This is a genomic window from Bradyrhizobium sp. 521_C7_N1_3, assembly GCF_052075975.1.
Taxonomy (GTDB): Bacteria; Pseudomonadota; Alphaproteobacteria; order Rhizobiales; family Xanthobacteraceae; genus Bradyrhizobium; species Bradyrhizobium japonicum.
Genome location: NZ_CP197232.1, coordinates 1,670,395 through 1,695,463, shown reverse-complemented (window position 1 = coordinate 1,695,463; position 25,069 = coordinate 1,670,395). Strand labels below are relative to the sequence as shown.

At 59.0% G+C, this 25,069-nt stretch carries 13 protein-coding genes and 2 pseudogenes; 7 read left to right on the top strand and 8 right to left on the bottom strand.

All coding sequences use genetic code 11. From position 1 onward, the window contains the following. Positions 1-322: 322 nt before the first annotated feature. The 4 genes from AB7008_RS07810 to AB7008_RS07795 all read right to left on the bottom strand — a co-directional run bounded on the left by AB7008_RS07810 (position 323) and on the right by AB7008_RS07795 (position 7,332). Positions 323-2,566, bottom strand: coding sequence for a hypothetical protein (locus AB7008_RS07810; RefSeq protein ID WP_011084660.1), 2,244 nt, complete (start codon positions 2,564-2,566; stop codon positions 323-325). Positions 2,567-2,992: 426 nt separating this feature from the next. Next, a complete protein-coding gene (locus AB7008_RS07805) occupies positions 2,993-4,234 on the bottom strand; it encodes a cytochrome P450 (RefSeq protein WP_011084659.1) in 1,242 nt (413 codons plus the stop codon). A gap of 550 nt (positions 4,235-4,784) precedes the next feature. Beyond that, on the bottom strand, positions 4,785-5,666 hold the full coding sequence (locus AB7008_RS07800; protein WP_011084658.1) for a pantoate--beta-alanine ligase: 882 nt from the start codon (positions 5,664-5,666) through the stop codon (positions 4,785-4,787). 184 nt (positions 5,667-5,850) lie between these two features. Continuing rightward, a complete protein-coding gene (locus tag AB7008_RS07795; RefSeq protein ID WP_011084657.1) occupies positions 5,851-7,332 on the bottom strand; it encodes a pentapeptide repeat-containing protein in 1,482 nt (493 codons plus the stop codon). Between the two features lie 1,406 nt (positions 7,333-8,738). Between AB7008_RS07795 and AB7008_RS07790 the strand changes: the two genes are divergently transcribed. Further along, a complete protein-coding gene (locus tag AB7008_RS07790; protein ID WP_014497924.1) occupies positions 8,739-9,647 on the top strand; it encodes a hypothetical protein in 909 nt (302 codons plus the stop codon). Positions 9,648-10,109: 462 nt separating this feature from the next. Here the strand turns inward: AB7008_RS07790 and AB7008_RS07785 are convergent, their stop codons facing one another. Continuing rightward, positions 10,110-10,544 (bottom strand): VirK family protein, encoded by a 435-nt coding sequence (locus AB7008_RS07785; RefSeq protein WP_011084653.1) that lies wholly within the window; start codon positions 10,542-10,544, stop codon positions 10,110-10,112. 685 nt (positions 10,545-11,229) lie between these two features. On the opposite strand from AB7008_RS07785, the gene AB7008_RS07780 reads away from it, so the two are divergent. The 5 genes from AB7008_RS07780 to AB7008_RS07760 all read left to right on the top strand — a co-directional run bounded on the left by AB7008_RS07780 (position 11,230) and on the right by AB7008_RS07760 (position 19,578). Continuing rightward, entirely contained in the window at positions 11,230-12,210 is a 981-nt protein-coding gene (locus AB7008_RS07780) for a hypothetical protein (protein ID WP_014497925.1), read from the top strand. 2,013 nt (positions 12,211-14,223) lie between these two features. Then, positions 14,224-14,913: a response regulator gene (locus tag AB7008_RS07775; RefSeq protein WP_011084649.1), complete on the top strand. Its 690-nt coding sequence runs from the start codon at positions 14,224-14,226 to the stop codon at positions 14,911-14,913. 26 nt (positions 14,914-14,939) lie between these two features. Further along, a complete protein-coding gene (locus AB7008_RS07770; RefSeq protein WP_014497926.1) occupies positions 14,940-16,394 on the top strand; it encodes a type II and III secretion system protein family protein in 1,455 nt (484 codons plus the stop codon). Between the two features lie 10 nt (positions 16,395-16,404). Then, the gene (locus AB7008_RS07765; RefSeq protein WP_011084647.1) at positions 16,405-17,067 is read left to right on the top strand and encodes a CpaD family pilus assembly lipoprotein; all 663 of its coding nucleotides are present in this window, start codon (positions 16,405-16,407) and stop codon (positions 17,065-17,067) included. A gap of 195 nt (positions 17,068-17,262) precedes the next feature. After that, a complete protein-coding gene (locus AB7008_RS07760; RefSeq protein WP_011084646.1) occupies positions 17,263-19,578 on the top strand; it encodes a hypothetical protein in 2,316 nt (771 codons plus the stop codon). Between the two features lie 292 nt (positions 19,579-19,870). Here the strand turns inward: AB7008_RS07760 and ltrA are convergent, their stop codons facing one another. Next, positions 19,871-21,280: a group II intron reverse transcriptase/maturase gene (gene ltrA, locus AB7008_RS07755; protein ID WP_028170458.1), complete on the bottom strand. Its 1,410-nt coding sequence runs from the start codon at positions 21,278-21,280 to the stop codon at positions 19,871-19,873. A gap of 272 nt (positions 21,281-21,552) precedes the next feature. On the opposite strand from ltrA, the pseudogene AB7008_RS07750 reads away from it, so the two are divergent. Further along, positions 21,553-21,993, top strand: a pseudogene (locus tag AB7008_RS07750) (transposase); the annotation flags it as partial. A 793-nt stretch (positions 21,994-22,786) separates the two neighbouring features. On the opposite strand, the gene istB reads toward AB7008_RS07750, so the two are convergent. Beyond that, complete coding sequence (gene istB / locus AB7008_RS07745; RefSeq protein WP_014497929.1) at positions 22,787-23,497, bottom strand: IS21-like element ISFK1 family helper ATPase IstB; 711 nt, start codon at positions 23,495-23,497, stop codon at positions 22,787-22,789. 8 nt (positions 23,498-23,505) lie between these two features. After that, positions 23,506-24,882: pseudogene (gene istA / locus AB7008_RS07740) on the bottom strand (IS21-like element ISFK1 family transposase); the annotation flags it as partial. Between the last annotated feature and the right edge of the window lie 187 nt (positions 24,883-25,069).

Genomic DNA, 25,069 nt, shown 5'->3' with positions numbered 1-25,069 from the left:
TCGGACACCTGCCGCGACAAAGCACTCGCTGTCAGCTCAAGTCCCTTCTTTTACAAAGTTTTCCGTCTTGCAACACTCAGCGGCCTACATTCTCATCCGAGCGCCGATGTTCGCCACACCCCGCAATGGCAAGCTTGCTTGCGCGCCGATTGGCGATCCTCCGGACTGCGGGCTGATAACCCTCCCGAAAGGAGTGTTCTCTCCAGGCTCCATGCTTTTGTAAGATAGAGCTTGATGGGGCTCGGCGCTGCTCAGGCAGTCCGCCAAGCCGATGGAGGCATGAGCGCTGTCACCGGATGGCTCACCGCCGCAAGACGATACCTCACCGGATCCCCAGTCGAGCCATCTGCGCTGAAGCGTGCTCCGGATCGGGGAGGGGCTGCCACGGCTGGCCAGCGGCGGTGCTTAACAAGGACTTGCAGAACACAGGAGTGAGCCTGCCGCGATGGATCACGACATTGTCGTGCCCCTCGGCGGCTCGAGCGCTCTGCCAGTGCCGATTGTAGCCGCGCTGTTCGTCGGACTTGACGTGGCAAGCGGCGAATTCGCGATCGCCCAGCGTTGCCAATTGCCAGGCATTTACCGGGCGCTTGGTATGGATGTGCACCCACATCGGCCTTGGCATCGCACCGCTGCGCAGCGCCCTGGGCTGCAGCTTGATTTCGAATAGCGTCCCCGGCTCTCCCTTCAAGGCGTGCGGTGGATCCACTGACGCCAGTTCTCCCGCTTCCCGCAACTGTTCTAGGTATTCTTGCGATGGAAACGCATAGGTCTTCGTGCAATCGCTTGTGATTGCTGCCTTTCGCGCGTTCAATGAGCTTGCCTGTCCCTGAACCTCGGACCACATCCTTGTCAGCCGGACTATTTTTTCGTGCACTTCAGGCACTTGCGCAGGCGTGAGCAGGCCTCGCCGGCGAGGCTCCTCCAGCGCGGCTACACAGGCCTCAATCTCGGAGGACTGCGTCTGCATGCGCTTGATGACGACATCCAACACGTGTTCGGCGTCCTCGGGCTTCATGTGGCGAGCTTGCGAGGCGGCGCTTTGCTGAGCCGGCAGATCGAACTGCAGCAGCTGGTCCAATCGCTCAAGTAATCCCGGCAGTGCTTTCCTGGATGGCGGAGCCATCCACATCTGGAGGTTATCGGCCGCAGCGGATGACGCGCGTGCCTGCTCCGGAGTGGCGAGTTTCTTTGTACCGAGATCCGAGAGCACGATGACCTTGCCCGCCGGGGCCGTCGCCGCATCGGGCCTAGCGAGTTGCGGCGTGGCGGGGCTGGCCGTCGAACTCCCCTCTCCTGCGGCTGCTGCGGGCCTTGCTTTGCCCGTTCTGCGCGCCGGACTGCCTCCGCCCGCTGGGCCAATATTATCCGGAAGCGCAGCCCAAGCCGGCGGTTCAATCGTGGCTTGCGTCTTTGGCTGCAATGCCAGCAGCCGCATGACTTCGTTCGCCGTCACCCACGCAGCTTCCACGATCTGGTCCAGCAACGGCAACGGAAGGTCAGTTTCCGTTGCAGTCCCCCTCAGGCTGTCAAGCATGCCGCTCAGCCCCGATGCAAATTCCGAAAGTCGTTCCATGACTCCTTCCAGAACGGCGCGATGCTCCGCTTCGAGCGCCGCTCCATCGCTGTACAGAACGGCTTGGGCCGTCGAGACGAACGCCGGAAAAACATCTCCGATGAAGGCCCCGAGCAGGCGCACCCTCCCGCTCTCATCCATGAGGGCGTCGCGCACGTCTGGTTCCAACGTGCTCGCTTGCGAGTTGACTAAAAGCTCCACGAGAGCGATCCGCGATTGCAGATACATGCACTTCGTAAAGAGCGCCCAGCCCGTATGATGCCTTAGTGCGGCATCTTCGGCCGTGCGCATGGCGGGCGTGCTGCCTGGAAGGTGGGCGGTAGCGGCACAGACTGACTGCATCCGCTCACAGCGCAGCACCTTCTTTCCCCACAACTCCATGCATGCTGCATAGTGGTTCGCAACGCTTGTAAACAGGCGGCTCAGCTGTGCAGGCGAGGCGATGTCTTTGAGGCTGTCGAGCACGCCTTGTGCTTTCTTTCTGCTCTCCTCCAGCTCGTAGATAATCTGGGTCGCCACTTCATTACATTCGTCAGCCTCCCTCACAGTGTCATCGCGGAGCCGGCGAGCCCGATCGTTTGGCAGAATTCGGCGCGCCAAATCGGGTGGCAGACTGGCGTAGTACGCCAGAACTGTTGCGCCTGCTTTGACGACCTGATCCATCAGATCTTGTCTCTCCGGCAAGTTCCGGGCATGCCCGGCCGCTCGGCGGCAAGCTTCAAGTTCCTCAAGCAGGCTGCTCAATTCTCGCTTTGCTGCCTTTATCTCCTCCCTCGTTGGCGCCGCTACGTCCGAAGTTGGCGGCGGGTTCGCAAGCGTCGCCGCTCTCACATCAGGCTCAGACCGTATCCGCCCTACGACGGCATCGAAGGACTGATCGCGTTCCCCAGGGAAGAGACCAGACTCCGGGCTCGAACGGCTCGATTCCCTAATGCTTTCGGCTCCCGCGGCCTCAAGCTCTGATGGACCAGCTCGGCCAATGCCTTTCATGCTTCATCTCCGGATAATTGAGGGTGCGCAGCCTGTCTGGATAGGCCGACTGGCTGACGACTAGCTGACCAAGAGCATTCATCCGGATGCGCAAGGAAGAAGATGCGGCCTTGTGTTCGACTTCTATCGCAGCTTCCATGCTGCTGGAGTAACCGCGTCAGTTCCGGTGTCATCAGCTGAGACGCGAACAGGCCAGACGCCCCCTTATAGAAAACTGACAGCTATAGAAAAATGACAGTCGCGTGCACCAAGCATTCGCCTCACGTATCGTTCTTCACGGGCGATTCAACGTCTGCCCGGTTATAAATAGCTGCCGACAGAACCTTCGCTTCTATCCATTCATCTGCGCAGTTTGAAGAAGCCAAGATAGTTCACATCAATCCACACCCACCGCACACCGGCGGTCGAGACTGTCCCGATCATGGCCTAAGCTTCAATCCGCACGGGGAGAGCGGAATAGCCGTGCACGAAGTTAGATGCAATTCGCTCGGGTTCGCCGACGACCTTGATCTTCAATCCCCCATCCAAAATCTCTTCCCAGAGGACTCTCAACTGCAGTTCCGCAAGGTGTCGGCCAAGACAGCGATGGATTCCGAATCCGAACGAGAGGTGTTGCCGCACATTCTTGCGGTCGATCACGAAACTGTTGGCGTTCTCAATGACCTCTTCGTCTCTATTGCCGGAGATGTACCACATGACGACCTTGTCGCCTGTCCTGATCGGTTTTCCCCCAACGATGCTGTCTATAGCAGCAGTGCGGCGCATATGTGCGATCGGCGTCTGGTATCGAATGATCTCAGACACGGCGCTCGAGATCAACTTGGGATTGTCAGTTAGTTTCCGCAGTTCGGAGGGGTACTGGCTCATGAACAGGAGGCCGCCGGTAATCGAGTTGCGCGTGGTATCATTGCCGCCTACGATCAGTAGAATGAGGTTCCCAAGAAACTCAGTTGGCTCCATATGGCGTGTGACGGGTGAATGCGCCATCAAGGAAATCAGGTCGAGGCGTGGCTCGGCATTGATGCGCTCGTTCCAAAGCCGTGTGAAATAGTCCAGGCACTCCGACAAGATGGTGCTTCGCTTGTCCCAGCTGTCGATGGCATAGCCTGCTTTAGGAGTTGTAACAGCTGCGTCCGACCAATAGGTCAGGAGTCGCCGATCCTCAAATGGGAAGTCGAACAGCGTGGCGAGCGTTTGCGTCGTCAACTCTATGGAGACCTTGGTTACCCAATTGAAGACTTCATTACGCGGCAAGCCATCGAGAATCATCCGGACCCGAGAGCGGATCAAGGTTTCGAGCCTCGTCAGGCTTTCCGGCCCGACGATCGGACTCACCGTGTTGCGCTGCTCGGCGTGCTGGGGAGGCCCCATCTTGATGAAACTTGGGGTCCAGTGCTTATCAGGCACCTCGACAATGGTGACACCTTGCTGTGACGAAAACGCGTGGTGGTTTGTGTCGACCGCTACGATATCCCGGTATTTCGTTATTGACCAATATGGACCATGAGCGCTATTTTGACAGTAGTGAACGGGATCTTCTCTTCGCAACCGCTCGAAGCAACCCCATATGCTGTCGTCTTGAAAGCGCTTGCCCTCGCTTACATCCAGCTCGCTGAGCGGGATAATATATCCATCATCCGCTCTATGGATTTCCAATCGCCTGTTCATAACATCTCCGCAGATTTTGTTCGCGAGAGCTTACGGATCCAAACTTACGATTCACCGGTTTGAGCTGTCGTGGCGTTTGGCTGTGACAAGCTACCCGAACAGACTATCTCAAAGTGCGGCTAGCCAGCCCTACCATGTCGGGCAGTAAGGATCGCATTGACTTTCCGGCTCCATCTACTCAATGGATCGCTGAGAGCTGTCACCACCGCTGGCCTCGCCGCTTCCGGGAACGGCATCGGCGTCAACATAGTGGCTGTCGTTGCCCTGACGGCGAAGGAGCTGGTCCGGCTGCCGCGGCTAGGTCCTGTTCTTCCCAGTGACACCGTCCTGCGCCGCCCTAACAGAGGCCGCCGACGAACGTCATCGCGCTGCCCGATCGCTATCTGAGCGCTACCGCGCGAGCCCAGCGCGAAACTTCGCCTTCATTGAGGGCTCCTACAACCGAACTTGGCTTCATTCCGCTCGCATATATCGCCCCAATCGACATGGAGCTAAGAGCCACCTAACCCCGTCTACTTTTTCGGGCGAAGATCTATGAGTAATCGACTCGCTACGACTGCTTAGGCAAATCGATCCAGATATCCTGAGCACCATTTAGGAGCGTATCCTGATCTGGAACATAGATGCTATCGGAAACCGTGAGGCCATGAGCCATTGCAGCCCCAATAATTAAGAATGGGAGCTTGACCTGCTCTAAATCTTTGAAATTATCAGCGTCGACAATCCGAACAAACTCGAGTCTAAACTGTCGAAACTCTATCCGAGATGTCGCCGACGCGACCAGATCCTTCACGCTTGACGCTCCTCGGGCGATCTCTTCTCTTGAACGGTTGAGTGCCGTGAAGAGACAGGACAGCTCATCAAGCTCGGAACGGTTAAATCGCCTCAAGCGCGACGAAATGGGCACTCCGTTCTTGTATCTCACGGTCGGCACAAACCTTATCTCGCAATCGAGAAGCAGGTCTGCGACGGCGCGCTTTACCAGGATCGCCTGACCTATATCTTTCAGGCCGAAGTAACTGCGAGTTGGCCTCGAATAGCAGATCCAGCGGATTGCTCCAGTAACGGCTTCCTTCAAATAAGTTTCAGGCCCCCCTAAACGCAAATCACAGTCACCTTGCGATACATACGTTCGATAGCCGACCGGGAACATTTCGGTGTCGCTCGACGAAATCACGGCAGTTGCTCCTGAACGTAGGGCAAGTCCAATATCATCGTCCAAATTGAAATCGTAGCTCCCACCTGGTCTAAGCTGGATCTTGTTCGGGTACACTGTGACGATCGCGACATCATTCTCCAATGCCGCTCTTCTAATCAGCTCTGCATGCCCAAGATGCAGGGCGCCGAGAGTGTGGACCGTTCCAATCGTCTGACCTGTTCTCGCGACCTCCCGGATGAACGCCTTGCCTGCGGAAAGACCTGTCAGATGCATCTTCTTACTCCGCTTTTTGAACGCCAAAATAGTGGCGCGTTCGGATCTCGGAAGGCGCGCCGCCCAGCGTCTCGTGGGCCGCGCACGCCAACGAGCACCAAAGAGGTTTTACGCCCTCTCACACCTCGACCACCGCACGAACTGTCCAAAGCTCGCGCGCACTGTTCTTGCAGCTCCGAAGCAGTCAGGTTGACCCTTCTCGACCCCGTCTGATCACCGATGAGAATTCAGCCAGATAGCTTGATGGTTCGCGCGGCTGCCGCCCCTCCAGAGCGACCTGCAGTCCCCGACAACGGTCGGCGAAAAATGGTGGCTCGAAAGTGGTTATCTTAGCGCCCGAAAAGTCCACCTTTACGAAACTGGCCTGGAACGGCGATATCCCACTCAGGTTCGCATCGCGCAGGGACGATTGGTTCATGCGAACGTATGCGGCTCGCGTTGCCTCCAGGTTACTTTCGGTCATATCCGCGGCGAGATATGCCTGAACGAGATTTGATCCCTCGAAATTTGCGTGATTCAATGCCATTGATTGCGGCGGATCACCGGTGATCATCGACCTGTAGAGGTAAGCTTGGGATAGGTCCGCATGCTCCAGATCGCAGTCGCGCACAAAGGCGCAGCGGCCGCGAAAACCGGTGAATTTGGCCGCTCGCATTGTGCTCTCTGTTATCGAAATGCTTTCACCTGATGCGCTAGATAGATCCGCCCCATTCAGCTGACAGGAGTGAATAGATGCACCGGTAAGCACGGCACCCACGAGGTTCGCGTCGGACAGGCCTACGGACAGAAGCCGCGCCTCGGTCAAGTCTGCCTGTTCCAGCTCCGCTCCCGCAAGATTTGATAGGTGAAGATCAGCGAATGGGGCGCTCAGGGCTCTCGCCCGAATCCGCCCGCTCACCTTTGAGAGTCTCAGATACGGAAGATGAGCGCCCTCTAGGACGAGACCATCGATCGAGATGGGACGCACGATCGATAAACAGTCTCCCTTCGACTGAAAGAACGAGCAATCCGCCAGATGCGCCTTCGTGATCGTGACCTGGCTCAGCTTTGCGAAGCGGAAGGACGCTGAAGGGAGGAAGCATTCATTGATGGTTGAGCCCTGTAATTCCGCGCCGTCGAATACAGCATCACTCGCGTCGCACTGGTAAACGAGGAGCCCGCTGAGCATCGCGTTGTCAAAGCGTGTTCTTTTCATGCTGCAACCGTGAAAAAGGCTGCCGGTTGCATCGATTACATTGCGCAGACTGGCATCATCGAAGTTGCAGACCTGCGCTGCCATCGCATGCATATAGGCAAAATCGAGCTTGGCCCCCATGAAACTTGCCCGCTCTAGCCCCGGACAGATAAGGTTCGCCTCAGAAAGATCTGCTCGATCCAACTTTGTTCCGTAGAGCTGCGCGCGATTGAGGGTACAGCGTCGCAGCGGGAAATCTGATAGGTCATGACCGCTAAGGTTCTCGGAGGATAGCTGCAAGCCAATCCCGGTCCTTCTGATTGCCTCCTCGGTTCGCCTCCTAACAGCAGCAACCGCCAGCAGCCGGTCGGCAGCCCGGCTCCAGTACCGAACGAACTCGCCATCTGATGAAAGCTTGTCTTTCGGATCTGAGTAGTGCTCTGCCCCTTCATTCACGGTGCACTCGCTATCAGCGCCGATCCTTTGCGACATGTCGAGAGTTCCGTACTGCCAGGATTACGAGGACCTCTTTGTGCTTGGCATGGACGCAGGCTGCGGGCTTTGTGGCGAACTCGCCGGGGATTTGGTGACACGACGTGTCGACGAGACTCTTATCATGTCGCTGTCCGCGGCGGCCGACGCTTGACCACGTCAGCCGAATTCTTGTCATGCCTGTCCACTGCCAATCGGTGCAATTGTCTACCACACCCACCAACCCTGATCCGTTGTTTGGCAGCGCTGATATGTCCGAAAGTGTGTTTCTTTTCGCCAGCTCTTCGACACTCCACATCACTCTCCATTAACCCGAATGCGCAACATTCTAGGTCTTTCTTCTTGTTCGGAATGGACCCGCGGCTTGCGGGCGGAACAGTGATCGTTCACCTAGCTCTGCACTCAGCCTGGCCTTACCTCATCGGCAGCAACAACCGTGCCAGCCGCATCAGTCGGAATTGTCGAGCTAAATCGGCAGCGTAATTTCCACATGGGCGCAGAATGTTCTGATTCTGACAAACACGGTCCCGCTGACAGAAACCGCATTATGGTCGCTACGCCACCTTGAAAGCAAAAATTCCGACTTCGGTTGCAGGAGGGCAAGAGCCGCAGTCCTTACGGGCACGCAATCGATCAATTGCAATTCGACACTTGCGGATCGCCGGCCTCCTGGTTAGCCAAAGCTCGCGATCGGCTAGGCCTGCTCCGCGAGCCGACGGGTCCATCTATGGGAGAACGAGTTGGGCCGATCGAAGTCGCACCCCCGTGGCTTGTTTTGCGACTAACGCTCGGCGCGCCGACGCGATCCATCGCATCAGTATTCCCAACAATGGATCTTCATGCCACGCGGCCCGGTCAGAGCCCGATGGCCGCGGCATGATCCGGCGTTAGTATCCCCAGCAGCTTCTTGAAGAGCTTTTCAAAGTCCTTCACGGGGAGCCGATGCAAGCTAGTCCAGGCAGGCTGCCCCATGCGGCTCAAGCTTACGGTAAGCGGGCCCTCCCCCGGGCTGCTTCCCCATAACCTTTCATACGGTACTGCCATGAAGCGGAGAGCGACAATGGCCCATCTCGCCAAAACTCTGCTCCGCAATAAACAACAGGCTCGCCGGCACAGACGCAATGGCCACGGGCTTTCTTCAAGCAATTGGGTCTGGTCAGCTGTTCGACAGCTAGGCTTTCTAGCATAACAGCATCTTTATCCGGACTGGAGCCCGACTCGAACACAAATATCTGGACGAGAAGCATGAGCTGGATTGCCGGTCAGGGGCCTGCCGCACGCCTCAACACCGAACGTTCGAGAACCAGACCGGTGCATCTTATACAAACTGCGCCCGTCTCAGTTCCTGCTCCTGATCTGATCAACTTTTGCATGACGATATTGAAGGCCGACAAAAGGAGACCGGAATGGCCCCATTTGACAACGTCAACCCATCCGAGGCTCGGATGCATAACCTCGATCCACAACAGGAAGAGACGGCGCAAGCAGACTTTGAGCATCGGCTTGGAGAGGCTCAGCCAATCCTCGCATCATTAGCTTCACCCGCGGCTGGATCGAACCCGACGGTAACGGACGGCAACAAGAAAGCGCAAGCTATCCCTGAGAACGAACGGTGCGCGGCTGCATCGTTCGTGAGAACGCGCGGTCAGCTTGCCGCAACGTTGACTTGCGCTAACCTTGCGGAACTCAGAAGAGACATCGAACTCGCTGCGCAAAGATCAGCACAATGGCCAAGAGCGACTGGATCGTCAGCCTATCGCGTCGACAGTGACCGCGTTTACGACGACGTGTTGGCATCGTCATACACGGAGCTGCAGCGCTTTCAAAACCACGCCAGCCACTGCAGGCCACATGTGTTGGACCGTCAAAGCGCGATGGCCCATTTGCGTTCCATGGCGGCTTTGCGTTACGAGCAAGCTCCCTGGAATATCTGGGGAGGCCAACGACTAGATCTGGGCCGCGCAGCGGCAGAGCACATGAGGGGCGATACCAATTCTTCGCCTTTTGTGTCACTGTCCGAGGACGCCTCACTACTGCTCGTTTCGCCGGACGACGACAAGGAGTTTGGCGCCAAAGTCATCGCGGAAAACGCGAATGAGTTGCACACCTACACGGTGCCGAGGGTCACAACTTGGACGGCGGAAGACATCGTCAGTATTCTCGAGGATGGAACCGAAAATGATGAACCCGATCTGGCATGGGTGAGTGCTACCCCAACCGAAGAGCGTGAGGTACTATTTCTGGGTGGGAATCTGGACGACTTTCGGACGGCCAGCGCATCGAATCCGTACAAAAAGTCAGGAGCAAAAGGCTGATGACGCAGGCTCCGGAAAGGGTGATTTGCCTTTTCCGATGCTTGGAAAAGTCGAAAACAGCGTTCATGCTATAATCCTCCGGTCCGTCTGCCCGGCGAGGGGGAGCGTCAACAACGCCGGTCCTGGCTGGATCCGCTTAAATATGATGTTCTCACGAGGGCCGCGGGCAGCGCGTGGACGTAGCGAGATCATCTGGACGTTCAACCGAGAGGTATTGGCTCAGCCCCATACGACGACTGCATGAGCCGCCGATCTTCCACCTCAAAGATCGAATGGAGATCGGCGACATTCATGAGTTAGCTGAGCAACAAGTTCAGGCAACTTGATCCTTCCCTGACGAAAAGACGGCTAGAAAGAGTCTGGCAGTCCTGACGATCGAAAAGATCCGTATCATGCCCGGCGAAGCTGTCCACACGATGGAGGATCAAGTCTACGAAGCGCCCGTCTGCTCTGTGCTCTTCGTTACCAGATGAACTTTGCGCCATCCGGCACTTCGCAGATGAATTCGCCTTGATTCGCGAGTTCGGTGGTCCCGACGACAAGTTTGGAGGCTCGCACCGTCAGCTTGCCTTCGCGGCTAAGGCTATGGCGGATGTACTCGGTCACGGCATGTCCGGAGCTGTCGACCGTTTGATGAGCATTGGCGAAGCTGATGCCGCTCTGGCTGGTCACCCTGAAGGCATTGATGACCAGACCGGCCTGCGTCGCCGACGCAGGTTTGCCACCATCCGCGTTGGTACAGTGGGTCATATCGAGGATGAGCTTCACATTCTTCCCCGCTTGGAGGGCTCTGAGTACTTCAGTGTATTTCGGCGAGGGGTCGTCGGCTCTTGCCGGCGCGCTCGCGGCCGAAAGCAAGGACAACAGGATCGTTAGTCCTCGGCCAGTAACCTTCATATGCTCTTCTCCCTCGATAAGTACCGCCGATTGCGGCCTCCAAGTCGTGATGCTCGCGATGCGTTTGGCTGATTCCAGACAACAAGCGCGCTCGTACAAAGCAGCCTGTCGCAACGACGCGCAAGACGTTGTAATGGCTATTCCGACATCACAACCTCGTATGTTAGGTTTGCGGAAGTGGCTTAGCTTCCCGCGCGTCGACTAGACCGGCTTGATCCAGCGTCGTCCGCTTGGAAACAGCAAACCAAACCGGTTGCGCTGGTCCGCCACAGGCCTCTCGAGCGAGAGAATGTAGTTCTCGCCTCTGCATAAGTAGACGATCTACGAACGCGCCTTTCGCCACCTCAAGCACCGGCTCGTCCATCTTGCTGTGCACGGGCTGTCTGCCTTAGATCACGCGTCCACAATGAAGTGGTGGGCGCGTCCTGGCGTGCCGATCCGAACAATCTCAGGCATCCAATAGCAGCCCAATCGAACACCAATGCCAGGAGGCAAACGGCAGCACCGATTTTGATCCGACGCTTCGCGCGACTTCCTTCCGGCTGGCTGTTCGCCATGCTGACTGACTCAATTCGACTCCGTCAAGAGCTGAAACTAAATGGCGCCCTCTCTGGTCTGTCAGCTTCTCGAAAGCTGCGCCTGCAACAATCTAGGCTGGCATCCGGCACTTCGAAGGGAGAGAGATATGAACGTTGATCCACGAAATGCTGTGGACACTCCCTTTGAGGTTCACAACGTGGTACAGCAGGCGCGCCGCGTCCATGGACAACAGGATGAGCTTGGCGCCGAGAGCAGCGCAACGGCACACAATTCCGAAGATCAAGCAAGCTTCGAGCAGCAGCTGAATGACTTGGATATAGACGACCTCGATTCGGCCTACCCGACGCCGCCTTCACTCTGCTTAGCGGCAAATTCCGCGACTGCCACGTCCTCGTCTGCGCCAGGCGAGGCCGCCTCGGAACCCGGTAGCTGCCCAGCCCCATCATTTGTCAGTGCCCGCGCTCAGCTTGCAGCAACACTGACAGGTGCCAATCTTGAAGTGCTTCGCAATGAGATCGACCTTGCCGTGCAGCAGGCGGCGCGCTGGTCACCGGCGAGCGCACCTAGCATTGACCGAGACGGCGTATTTGACGACGTCGTGAGGTCGTCTTATGTCACACTGCGGCGTTTTCAGAATCAGAATAGTGACTGCAAGCCGCATACGGACGAAAACACAAGCGCCATATTGCATGTTCGCAACACGGCTCGGGATCATTCTTCCATTGGAGATCATCCAGAGCGGTATCCTATTGACCGGGCGCGCCAAGCTGGCTGGCATATGCGCGGCAAGACAACAACATCACCCTTCGTATCGTTGGTCGAAGATCCGGCGAAACTCGCCGTTTCTCGCGATCATTGGGCGAGGGCGATCGCCAACAATGCGAACGCACTGCACACCTACACTGTTCCGAAGCACAGTGTCTGGACGCCAGACGACGTGATGAGCAGCATTGCGCTCAGAATGAATGCTGAAGACTACGACAACATCGATGCGGACGTCGATTTGATGTGCTCACTTGGCAGAACGCCAACGAAAGAGACCGAGCGCCTGTTCTTGGGCGGAAACTTGGAAAGCTACCGCACCGGCAGAGAAGAAAATCCCTATAAGCGCGAGAGCAATGAGTAGATGGTCTCTCGGCCAAACCGTTGGGCTGGTTCGTTGGTTTTCAAGCACCCAAACTCCCAAAAGAAAGACCTTGAAGCGGCGTACCAACTCCGCACACGCAGAACAGCTTAAGCTTATGCGGCGACCGGCGGCCCGATCAACTCGCCGGTCGAGCGGCAGAGCGGTTGGGTCTCCGACAAGATGCACTTCCGGCGACGCGAGGATGTCGGACAATCCTCCTCCTGTGCGCGCTCGTTGGAGCATCCCGGCGCCTTGGACATTGTGAGTTCGAACGACATACGAGCTCACGGCTGGCTGGCGGCTTTGGTGGAGTTACGCCGCTGAACGCGCTGCGTCCCTCTCTGTACTCGGTCTGAAATTGGCCGCGCGGTCAAGCAACAGGTGTTTCGGCCGCGATCGCATCGGGCATTCGCTCCCCGCGATAAGCCGCGCTGTTACAAGACAGCCGATCCGTCACCTGGATGCGTTCCATCAAAACAATCGATTTTGCGGAGCGCGCCTAAGAGGCTCATAGTCGATCGCAATATAAGGAGGCCGCATTCAAGATGACGTCTGGCAATCGATTCTCTCCTCAATCCCTTGCCGAACAACTTGGCTCGAGCGATCGACAGTCTTCACCTCGAACGTTGCTTCCTGTTCATCAAGTGGACGTCCACCTCTCGCCACGGTCTCCCCGCTAAATTGACACGCATGAGGCGGATCGGATCGCCCCGCTCCTGGTGTCATGGCTTACCCCGCTTGCCAAGAGCGCCTGCCTCTTCTGCACTCAATAGCGCTTCTGCGAGACGTTTAATTGGACGGACGAATGCTCACGGCTTTGTACACAGCGAGACGGACCGCCGCGCGCAGTTCGACGGCATGGTCGAACTGTGTCGCCGTTGCCTCACAACGATTCCAAACTGAAGGCACCCCGACAAAGAGCATTCAATTGCACTTGAATCTCACCTCGCGTCAGATTGTAGGATTTCCGACAGTCTCGCGACACAGTCCGCTCGTGTGAACTCTTCCTGACGGGTACCAACAATTGCGAACGTCTCAAAAACTCAATGCTCGGCCGATTCGGTTGATCACACTACCCAACTCCTCCTTTTTAAAGCTTGCATCGTTCATCTGCTCTGTGAGGGCTGGGCGAAGCGCCGTCTTCGCAGGCAGACCTGGATCCAGCGCGCGAGAACAACGCGGGCAGTCTTTGTTTCGCCTATGCCGACGAAAGGCAGAGTTCCTGAGCCGTGCACCCGATCCGACGACATGGAGCCGGCGTCGCCGCCTCAGACAAGGCACGACAGCAATGCCGCACGTAATTTGTCCTTCATTGGCAGCACTAGCTCAGTTGGGACGGAGAACGCCTCGGAAGCGACCGAGCATTGGAACGGTTGACATCTTACTTGGATAACGCCGGCAAACGAGAGGACGTCTGTCCCGAAGGACGCGTTGATCGTTTCGTCGCATCTCGGCCTTTTACGCCCCATTGGCCGGCACATAGCGCGCGAAGTGTCTTTAGCGCGGAACACTTGCAATGCCGCGACTTGACGGCACTACGGCCAACAGCCTCGCAAGACTGACCGCGGATCAAGACGAACTGGGAAGTATTCAATGTCGGTTTCGCAAGCCTGTTCGACGACAAATACAGCTGATCTCGCCCGTGCCTTGCTTTCGCTGGGGCAGTCTCGCGCGATCACTACCGCTAGCATTCGCGCAGCGCATGCAGGCATTGCTATGTGCCGCCCACAGATGCATCAGTGCGCCGCCAGGGCTCTCAACCCCGTAAGTCATCGCAGAGCTCTTGCCAACATAACGGATATGTTGAGCTGCGCCGCCCGCCCAGGCGACCCGCCGCGAGCCGTCACATATCCGATGTCAATGGATGCGCATGCATCGGTCGCCTGCCAACAAGCTCTTGCGGGTCGTCTACGGCTTTTCGAATTCATGCCAGACCGGCAGCATCCAGTCGCCGGATCTCTTGGTCAACCCTAACACGCTCAAGTCTTGCCGAGGACGGACGAGAGGCGATGGATGCGAATTCTCCTGGTTGATCATCATGCGGACTTTGGCCGCGCTGTGAAGGCAACGCTCGTGAATTGCGGGTTCGCGGTGGACGTGACGCCCACGCTGGATGAGGCGTCAGCCGCGCTGGATTGCGCAAACTACCACCTCGTACTGCTGGAGTCCGTCTTGCCGGATGGGGATAGTTTGGACTGGTTGAAGCAGTTGCGGCGCGAAGGACGATCAATGCCGGCAATGATGATGAGCAGTCTCAATGATCTCAGCCGCCGGATCGCGACCTTCAATGCGGGAGCGGATGATTTCCTGCCCAAGCCTGTGTCGATCGACGAACTCATCGCTCGCATGCGGGCCATTTTGCGAAGGTCAACGCAAATGACGGCGCCGGTCGTGACATTCGGGAATCTGCATTTCGATCCGATCGCCAGACAAGTCTCGGTGGGTGGCCGGATCCTGAGGATTGCTCGGCGTGAGGTGTGCATTCTCGAGCATCTGCTCAATCGCGCCGGCCGCACTGTGCCGCGCGCTTCGCTGGAAGATAGCTTGTACGCGTTCGATGACGAGGTTTCGACCAATGCGCTGGAAGTCGGGATTTATCGCTTACGCGCGCATTTGAACCAGGCGGGTGCGACGCTCAGAATCAAGACCGCGCGCGGCGTCGGTTACACTCTTGAACTCGTTGGCACAGCATCGGCTGCCTAGCAGCGTCACTTAAAGGCAACAATCGCTTGAAGGTCCTTAATAATGCCGCCGGCGCTACCCAGCCGCCTGCGATCACCAACCCACAACGCTCTGCCGCTCTCAATCGTCTCTGCTACCTCCTATGCGGATTTGCTTTGCTGTTTCCGCTTGCGGCCTCAGCCGAGACCAAGCGGGACGGCAAAGGAGAGATGCCACGTGCGGCACCCGGCAGCACCACGGGCACGCTCAATATTACCTCGTCACAGGGAAAGACGGTGCATTTGAGCGCACCGGCGGCGACCATTTTTGTCGCCGACCCTGCAATTGCCGATTATCAAGCTCCGTCGAGCAGTACAATTTTCGTGTTCGGCAAAAAGTCCGGGCGGACGAGCCTGTTCGCCCTCAACGAAAACGGCGAGGCTCTTGCCGAGCTGCGTATTGTCGTAACCCAACCACTCGAGGATCTACGGGCCGCGCTCAAGGCCGAGGTCGGCGACTATCCAATTCAGGTCAGCTATACCCCGCGCGGGGCGATCCTTAGCGGTATAGCGCCCAATGCCGATGTCGTTGAGGCTGCGAGGAAGGTCACTGAGCAATTTGTTGGCGCGGGCGCCCCGGTCGTCAACAAGATCCAGGTCGCCGGCTCACTGCAGGTAAATCTCAGCGTGCGCGTAGCAGAAGTCTCCCGCACCGCCGTCAAGGATCTCAACATCAACTTCACCGCCTCGGGCCCAAACGGCGCTTTCCTTGCCACCGGCAAACCGGGAGGGTCCGGCAGGGCTGGCGGCGGCGGCACGATTGGGATCGGGTTTAGCACCGGCAATATCAACCTCAGCGCTGTTCTCGACGCTCTCGCCAGTGAGCACCTCGCCTCAATCCTGGCTGAGCCGAACCTGACGGCAATGTCCGGCGAAGCCGCAAGCTTCCTCGCCGGCGGCGAGTTTCCGATCCCAGTCATGCAGGACAACAGGCAGGTTTCGGTCCAATTCCGGCAGTTCGGCGTGAGCTTGGAATTCGTCCCGACAGTGCTCAGCAACAACCAGATCGTTGTCCGTGTGAAGCCCGAAGTCAGCGAACTATCGACCGAAGGCGAAGTCAAGATCAATGGTATGGCGGTTCCTGCCCTCTCGACGCGGCGGGCGAGCACCGTGGTCGAGCTCGCCAGCGGCCAGAGCTTTGCAATCGGCGGCCTCATCAGGCGCAACTTCAACACTGATATCGGCGAGTTTCCCTGGCTCGGCGACGTACCGATCCTTGGTGCGCTTTTTCGCTCTTCATCGTTTCAAAAACGCGAAACCGAGCTAGTTATCGTTGTTACACCTTACATCGTACGGCCGGGATCAAATCCAAGCCAGATAAGTATTCCGACCAACCGCATCGCACCGCCATCAGATGCAGGCCGCATCTTGACGAACACGGTGGCACGGCCGCCTCAAGGCCGCGATGCGCCGCGCGCGAGCGCACCGGGACTGACGGGCAACGCCGGCTTTATCATCGAATGAGGATCGACATATGAACATGCGATATTTGTCCCATTCGATTGTCCTTGCCGCAATATTGGGGGGCTGCGCAAATACTGCGTCGATCCATCCCAATCCTGCCGAACAAGGAGTCCAGGTCGAACAGAAAAAGCGTGTCTTGCTTCTGCAGAGCCTCCATGCCCTCGAAAAGCTTCAGCTGCGTAATTTTATCGCCGACGCAAGTGGTGGCCGGCGGGATGCGCTCCATGTGGATGTCAGCGGCTCCCATAAGCTCATTGCGCAGGTGGCGCACGAAGCACGCGCCATGGGGGTTGTTCCCTCTAACATCCGGCTGTCCGCTTCTCCCCTCAATTTATCGGGCCGTTCCGCCGTCAGGATCGAGGCGATTACGTTTGAAGCGCATCTTCCGAACTGTCCGTCGCTTTTGATCGCAGGACCAGCAGTGGACGACAATTCGTTCGAACCGACTCTTGGTTGCTCGACCAAAAACAACCTGGGAGTGATGGTGAACGATCCGCTCGACCTGGTTGATAATCGGTCTGTCAGCACGGTAAATGGCGATCGCGCCGCCGCTCCTCTTGCTAGTCACTCTACTCTCGCAGCGCGCAACAAGGGCAACGGAGAAGATGGAGCAAGCACGACAGCGCCGGACGCAGCGGGACCAACAACACAGAATGTGCAGCCGCTCCGATAGGCGCTTTAAGCGCTTGTCGGAACCTACTGTGCAGCACCTGGCGCTCAGGCGCACGAGCGATGCTGCAAGGCGCAGAGAAGGCAATTGCGAGCCATCATTTATCCTTTCATTCTACCTTTCCGCTTGGCGATGTCAGGTTTTGGAAAGCAAACGTGAGTAGCGAAATAGCGAGAGAGCGAGCCCTGCGGACTGAACATGGACCGATTCAACACGATCAACCCAGCCGATAAGGCGTCCGCTGCGTCGGATGCCGCCGTGGAACAGCCGGATCAAAAGCATGTGGCGTTTGAGCAGCACCTGGCAGGCGTGCGAGAGGCGGGCCCTGTATATCCGCACGCGGCGCTTCATGATGTCACTGAGGAAGACGATCACCTCATCCAGGCGGCATCGGCCGCTGCTCTCAATGGAGGGCCGCCGCCGAGTGAGACCACCGTCAAAATTTATGATCGTCGGCTTCGCAAATTCGCCGAGGGGCTGAAGAAGTCCGGCAAATCAATTGCTGGGCTCGATGACGATGCCTTACTCGCTAACGCTAGGAAGCTGCTGCCAAACGACAGGGTCATCGCGCCAGCATTGTTAATGATCAGTCGGTACCGCGAGCCCGACGCCAACGCTCGCCCCCTCTCAACACATTATCGTCCTTCCAGGGAAGATGAGGGTCTTATCAGGGATGCCGCCGAGGCAGGTTTTGGTCGACAGATCGGCAGGAAAACGGCCGAGAGCTATGCGAGCGGACTGCGGAAGTTGGCGGTAGCGCTCCGACCCTTGTCCATTGCCGACCTCAGTGATGATAAACTGCTCGGACACGCGGATAGGTTGTTCCCGAAGGACAAGATGCTCATCTCCGCCTTGAATGGCCTTCGGGACTATCGCGCCATTACCCTGCAGACCAATTTAGGCGGAGAAGGAGGCAGTTCGCGCCAGGTCATCCAGCCGTCCACCCCCTCAGCTATGCCGGCCGATGAGCAGCCGATTGGGGACGATGCAGATGAGCGCAGCTCACGGCCGCCGGGGTTCAATGCTCCGCAGGTCTGGCATGGAGTGGGGTTGGCCGTCCATTCGCCTACGGAAAGTGTCGCCCAGGACGTGCTTTTCGATGCTGCAGAAGCCGAGAGCTTCTTGCCGGCGACCATGCTTGGGCCAACGGTCAGTTCAATGGTTCACTCGCCGGTGCAAAGTGTCGATCAGGAGGCGCTTTTCGATGCCGCGGATCGTGCGAACCTTTTGTCGGCGGCGACCTCCAATGCGCCGGTACCTTGGCCAACGATGAGTCCAACCATTCCCTCGCCGGTGCAACGTGTCCCTCGGGACGCGCTTTTCCATGCCGAGGGTCGCGAGAACCTCTTTCGCGCGCTGACCTTCGATGCACTGGTGCCTGGTCCAATGATGAGTTCAATCATCCACTCGCCGGTGCAAAGTGTCCCTCAGGACGCGCTTTTCGATGCAGCGGACCGCGAGAACCTTTTGCCAACGCCGACCTTCGATGCGCTGATGCCTTGGCCAACGATGAGTCCAACCGTTCCCTCGCCAGCGCAGAGTGTTGCTCAAGAAGCGCCTTTCGATGCCCCTGCTTGGCATCCGAGCTTGCGGCAGCCCGATTTCGCCTCTGAAGACCACTCTGGACAGATGATGAACGAAGGCGCTGCGGCGCAGACCACCCTTGAGCAGACGATCGCAGCAGCCGGCGAAGCCTTTGATGCGTCTTTGAGCGTTCCCGAACATTTCTCCCACGGGACTCAGGCCGCGCCGAATATGATGCACAGGCTTCGCCGCTGGGGCCTCTTGCCGGATGCAGCACAGCGGGTAAAGGCCTACGACATTCGAGGTGAGCGCTATATGGCCGTCTTGGGACCGGGAGGGCTCAACGATGTTCAGCTCGTCCATCTGCTGTCGCCCGCTGTCGGCGATACGTTTGATGTTTCTTTCGCCGTTCCCAAGAATTTTTCCCATCGCACCCAGCCGGCCCCCGACGAGATGCTGTCCAAGTTAGGCGAGTGGGACTTCTTGCCTGTTGTGGAACATCCAATCATGAACTTTGAGATCGGCGGCGAACGCTACACGGCCATCTTGGGACCGGAAGGGCCCAAGGACGTTCAGCTCATTCATCACCCTCGGCCCGCTTTGCCGGGCGAAGCTAGGCCTGCGGCACTGAGGACTTCCTCAGATATCTACGGCGGTCTTGCGCCAGGGCTTGATTCGGCGGCTCCGTTCGAATGGAGTAGGGACGCTCCCTCGGCGCTGGCGCCGAACCTTCCTCTGCCGTCTGCCGCACCTGCATCAGGCCATCAGCCAGTCCCGCAAGTGCCTGAACTGGGAGAGTTCTTGGGCGACGGCTGGACGCACGCCTCCCAAGAGGCTTCGCCCGCCGTGATCGACATATTGCAGAATCTAGGCCTTCTGCCGAGCCGGGACGTCCCAATGACCGCTTTTTTTATCCACGGTCAGCTCTACACGGCAGAGAGCCTACCGGGAAGCCGCGTTCTTCTCTTCCATCAGCCACAATTTGGCTGAATGAGGGGCTCGTCGGCACCTCGGACAGCTGCTCAGGCGGACCTAAAACCACGTCTGATCCTCCTTCCGGAGATCTTAGAAGCACGCTTCAACGATGCCGGGCGGTGAGCAAATCCGACCTTTCCAGTGCCACCATGATCTCAAGCAGCTATCGATCAAGTAAGCATTCGGCAGCACCGCACTCTGCAGAGCAAGAGAGGCGCGGTCGAGTAGCTCAGCCATTTGGCTTTCGCCCTCACAGATCCGGGCGGGCGGATTTCCCGCACCCGGCTCTTCCCGAGGGTAACCCGCGTCATATCCGCGCCTGCGCCCAAGTGCGAGTGATGCGTGGAACGGGCAGAGGGAAGCGTGCCGTCAGGGTGTCGAACTCCGACCAGCCCATGCGCCGACTTTTCTGGCTGCGTCGTCTCAGACAACGTAGCCAGATCCGACGCACTTCGCGGTAGAAGCCGTTGAGCGCTGGATAATTGTGCGGCCTGCCATAGTAGCCGTAGTGCCCGCGCAGTGCGGCGGCGAACCGCTCGTGCTGCGTGGCCAGTGGCGCGTGCATGAGCCGCCAGGCGTCCTGGCGCAACGCCGTCAGCTTGCGCGTCAGGCGTTTCCCTTCCGTCTTGTGCTTCACGATGAACCGGCCATCTCGGGTCCGCCCGCAGTAGTGGGTGAAGCCGAGGAAGGCGAAGGTCTCTGGTCGCCGCTCGCCGCGCCGCTGACGCGAGACGGCCGCGAACCGGCCAAACTCGATCAGCCGCGTCTTGCCCTCATGAAGCATCAGGCCAAAGCTGGCCAGCCGCACCTTGAGGGCCAAGAGCATTTCCTGCGCATCTGCCTTGCTCTCGAAGCCCATGACGAAGTCGTCCGCATAGCGCACGGTCACGACGCGACCGCGGGCATGACGACGACGCCATTGGTGGGCCCAGAGATCGAGGATGTAGTGCAGGAAGATGTTGGCAAGGAGCGGGCTGATGCCTGCCCCTTGCGGCGTGCCCCTGTCCGTCTCTCGCTTCTCGCCGCTCTCAAGAACACCGGCCCGCAGCCACAGCTCGAGGAGCCGTAGGATGCGAGGATCGGCGATCCTGTGCGCCACCATCCGCAACAGCCACTCGTGGTCGACCGAGTCGAAGAAGCTGCGTATGTCGGCATCGAGCACCCAGTTCACACGCTGGCTCATGATCGCCGTATGCAAGGCATCAAGCGCCATATGAGGATTCCGCCCCGGCCGGAAGCCGTAGGAGAACCCAAGGAAGTCGGCCTCATAGACGGCGCTCAACACCTCGGCCACCGCGCTTTGGACGATCTTGTCCTCGAGCGCCGGCACACCGAGAGGCCGCTTACCGCCATCGGCTTTGGGGATGTAGACTCGCCGCACCGGCTGTGGCCGGTAGCGACCAGTGTGGACCCGTCCGCAGAGGTCGCGGATGTTATCCGTGAGCCCCTCTTCGTACTTCGCCATCGTTACCCCATCGACCCCCGCGCTGGCCTGCCGCTTTTGTCGTCGAAACGCCCGAAGCAGAGCGTCCTCGTCGATGTGGTGCAGCAAGGCCGTGAACCGGGTTTGGGCAGCCCGCTTGGCCGCCGCGTTCACCCGATCGAGGTTCGGCGGCAAGGCAACCCGGCTCTGTGTCCGGACCCTGGCCTTCTCGCGCGGGCTCCCCTCGGGCTGGCCCCTTCCCTCCATACGTCTCGTTTCCTTCGACGACTTCACAGGTACTATGGACCAGTCCGACTCCCGACCTCAGCTCGGACCGCGGCTCTGGCAGTGCCTCGCCGCTGTCCCCCACTGGAGACCAATCCAGTGGACCCGATCGGGCCTCTCATGTTCCGATGATTGCCTTCCATGCGTGATGCGGCCATCGACCCCGACGGAGCGGCATCGTCTCGCATAACGACGATGCTCATGCTGCCTTCGTGACTAGGGAACACACTCGGCCTCCGGCTGATGGCGCTGGTGGTCGAAGGCATGACCGGCGCGGCATGTGCAGTGAGATCGGCGACAACGTGAAGGCCTTCCTCAACCGCCCGCTCTAGGGCGATCGGCCCTATCTGTGGATCGGCCACGTACGTGAAGCTGCGTCAGCAGGGGCGCATCGTCTCGGTCGCGGTGACCATCGCGTCGAGTTAACAGCGACGGCCGGCGTGAGGCGCTCGGCATTGACGTCGGCCCATCCGAAGCCGAGACGTTCTGGGCCGCGCTCCTGCGCAAGCTCGTCCGCCGCGGCCTGCGGGGCTACGGGCTCGTCGTCTCCGATACTCATGAGGGATCACGGCCACGGTCGGCGAAGTTCTCAACGCCACTAGCGCTGCCGCGTCCACTTCATGCGCAATGCGCTGGCACGTGCCGGCAAGAGCGCACGGCGCCTCGTCTCCGCCTTCATCGCCACGGTGTGCGCCCAGGACGATGCCGAGGACGCGCGGGCGTAATGGCGCTGCGTCGCCGACCAGCTCCGCTCCCCTGCCAAAGCGCGGCGCCTTCCTTGCAGCGCCGGATCCGCTACTGACGGGCAATGCACGGCGGCGGGCAGGAACTCATCTTCCGTCAGACCTCCGGCTCTTGCGATTGATTTGATACGCAAGCGGCTGACCGCTGGCGTTGTCACGTGACGATCTCCTTCATCCCGCTAATCCCGAATCTTTTTCGATTCGCCTGTGCGATGTAGTGCGCGGGCTTCTTCGCCATGTTTCTGAACTTGGCCACTCTAGAATCAGAAATGCCGTCAGTTGCGAGTTCCTTGCGTGCAATGAAAATTCAGATCGAAGCCCGTAGCACGAGTAAGTACGCGGCAACGGGCGGTGCTCCCGCCGCTCTTCGTAAATATGAATGTGCATCACGTCTTCGACCTCTGGACCCACGAGTGGAGAAGCAGCGGCAGCTATGCCGGCGGCAGTCTTATGGGCTTCGAAATAAAACCGAGGTCCTACGCCTTCTCGACGCCCTGCGTGAGCGAATAGCGGAGTTCGGTCTTTCGCTAAATGAGGAGAAGACCCGGATTCTGAAATTTGGACGGTACGCGGCCGAGCGCCTCTCGCGCCGGGGCAACGCCGCCCGAAGACGTTCGACTTCCTCGGGTTCACGCACATCTGCGCGGTGCACCCAACGAAATCCGCACTTCACAATGCGGATTTCACGGATCGTGAGCATCGATTTCGCGCGATCGTGAGCACTGAATTCAGACGATCGTGAGCAGCCCGCTACGGCCGATGGGAGATAGAGTCAGTGTTCTGGTTGGCCGTCAAGGGTGATGGTTTTGGCGCTGCGTTTTCGCATGCTTTCTCCGGTGAGCTGGAGGCGGTGGGCGTTGTGGACGAGGCGATCGAGAATGGCGTCGGCGACCGTGGGGTCCCCAATGGCTCCATGCCAGGTGTCCACGGGGAGCTGACTTGTGACGATGGTGGATGCGCGGCCATGTCGGTCCTCGAGGATTTCGAGCAGATCGCGGCGTTCCGCGGCGGTGAGCACCGATAGTCCCCAATCATCCAAAATCAGAAGCTGAGCGCGGCCGAGGCTTTTGAGGAGCCGGGCGTAGCGTCCGTCTCCGCGCGCGAGCGCGAGCGCCTCGAACAGCCTTGGAACGCGATGATAGAGGACTGATCGGTTGTCGCGGCAGGCCTTGTGGCCGAGCGCGCAGGCTAACCAACTTTTGCCCAGGCCGGTTGCCCCGGTGACGAGCAAATTCTCGTGGCGATCGATCCAGCGACCTTCGACGAGTTTGGCGAAAACGGCGCGGTCGATGCCCCGCGGGGTGCGCAGATCGACGTCCTCGACGCAAGCAGTCTGGCGCAGTGCGGCGATCTTGAGGCGCGTGGTGAGCCGCCTGGTGTCGCGTTCGGCGGCTTCGCGGTCGACCAACAGGCCGATGCGATCTTCGAACGGCAGGGCTTCGAGATCGGGCGATCGGCGCTGCTCCTCGAAGGCCTTGGCCATTCCGGTCAGTCGGCGCCGTAGCTTTTGACGAGCGCCAGAATGCCAAGGCAGGTTCGAAAGCCTTGTTCTGGATGGGGCCGGGCGTCGATCACGGCCTGGAAAAACGCTGCTGTCGAAGGACCGATCCGCTCGCCGGCGGCGATCACCGCGGCGGGGGTCCATTTGCCGTAGCGGCGATGGGCGCTGGGCATGTGGTCGGCGATGGTGGTGTGTCCGCGTCGGTTGGGCGCGCGGGCATGGCTGGCGATCCGCTGGCCCTTGTGGAAGATCTCGACCGTCCGATCGTCGATACGGGCATCGACCAGCTCGCCAATCAGACGATACGGCGCGGAGTACCAATGGCCGTCGACCTCGACATGATAATCGGGAGCGAGGCGGCAGCGCTTCCAGCGTGCGAAGGCATAAGGCTGATCTGGCAGCGGGGTTAGCTTGGGTTTGTCGAGTTCGGCAAACAGTTCGGCGCGGCTTGAGCCGAAGCCACGCATTTGACGAGCATTGAGTTCGTCGACGAGTGTCTTGATGGCGGCGTTGAGCTCGGCCCGGGAAAAGAAGCGCTGATTGCGCAGCCGGGCCAGAATCCAGCGCTGGGCGATTTGCACCGCGACCTCGACCTTCGCCTTGTCTTTTGGGCGCCGCGGCCGTGCGGCGAGAATGGCCGTGCCGTAATGGCTCGCCATCTCGGCATAAGTGCGATTGAGGCCGGGATCGTAGCGGTCGGGGTTGCTGACGGCGGCTTTGAGGTTGTCGCAGACCACGAACGTCGGCGTTCCGCTCAAAAACGTGAACAAGTTGACGTGGGCCCGGATCCAGTCGGCCAAGCTCTCGCTGGGGCAGGCCTCGGCGTAGGTGTAGTTCGAAGCGCCCATCGCCGCGACGAACAGCTTCATCGGCTGCACTTCCCCGGTCAGGGGATCGACGATGTCGATGGTGTCGCCGGCGAAATCCACGAACACCTTCTCGCCGCCCAGATGAATCTGCCGCATCGAAGGTCGGACCCGCCCCTTCCAGGCCTCGTAGGTAGTGCAGAACCACGTGTACCCGAAACCGTCGGGATTAACGGCGCGATACTCCTCCCAGAGCAGGCGACGGGTTACGTTGCGCCGGCGGAGCTCTTTATCGATGTAGCTCCAGTCGGGCACCGGCCGCTGCGGGCTCTGAGACGCTGGTCGTGGGGCCGGGAAAAGCAAAAGCTCCAGGTCTTCATCGGTCATTCCCTCCGGAAGCGGCCAGCTCAACCCAGCAGAGCGGGCGCGGCTCAGGTAGCTGTGCACAACGCCGTTGCTGACGCCCACGCTCCGCGCGATGGCCCGCTCTGGCAGGCCTTGAAAATGTTTTAACCGAAGGACTTCCTTGATCCGGCGCATCGACAATCTCTGGGTAGGCATTGGACTTCCTCGTTAACCACGAGGTCATTCCCTAAGCCGGTTGAGTTGTCGGCCGAAGCGCTGCAAGGCTCCGAAAGCCTTGCTCACGATCCTGCGAAATCGTTGCTCACGATCCCCTGAAATCCGCGCTCACGATCCCGCGAAACGCGCATCACAATCCGACGGGTGACAATCGACTCCCGCAATG

Bases quoted from the DNA above. Each gene is read 5' to 3' on its own strand.
- AB7008_RS07765 (WP_011084647.1), top strand. From the start codon at position 16,405: ATGAACATGCGATATTTGTCCCATTCGATTGTCCTTGCCGCAATATTG.
- istB (WP_014497929.1), bottom strand. From the start codon at position 23,497: ATGGCCAAGGCCTTCGAGGAGCAGCGCCGATCGCCCGATCTCGAAGCC.
- AB7008_RS07760 (WP_011084646.1), top strand. From the start codon at position 17,263: ATGGACCGATTCAACACGATCAACCCAGCCGATAAGGCGTCCGCTGCG.
- AB7008_RS07790 (WP_014497924.1), top strand. From the start codon at position 8,739: ATGGCCCCATTTGACAACGTCAACCCATCCGAGGCTCGGATGCATAAC.
- AB7008_RS07800 (WP_011084658.1), bottom strand. From the start codon at position 5,666: ATGCATCTGACAGGTCTTTCCGCAGGCAAGGCGTTCATCCGGGAGGTC.
- AB7008_RS07775 (WP_011084649.1), top strand. From the start codon at position 14,224: ATGCGAATTCTCCTGGTTGATCATCATGCGGACTTTGGCCGCGCTGTG.
- AB7008_RS07810 (WP_011084660.1), bottom strand. From the start codon at position 2,566: ATGAAAGGCATTGGCCGAGCTGGTCCATCAGAGCTTGAGGCCGCGGGA.
- AB7008_RS07785 (WP_011084653.1), bottom strand. From the start codon at position 10,544: ATGAAGGTTACTGGCCGAGGACTAACGATCCTGTTGTCCTTGCTTTCG.
- AB7008_RS07795 (WP_011084657.1), bottom strand. From the start codon at position 7,332: ATGTCGCAAAGGATCGGCGCTGATAGCGAGTGCACCGTGAATGAAGGG.
- AB7008_RS07805 (WP_011084659.1), bottom strand. From the start codon at position 4,234: ATGAACAGGCGATTGGAAATCCATAGAGCGGATGATGGATATATTATC.
- AB7008_RS07780 (WP_014497925.1), top strand. From the start codon at position 11,230: ATGAACGTTGATCCACGAAATGCTGTGGACACTCCCTTTGAGGTTCAC.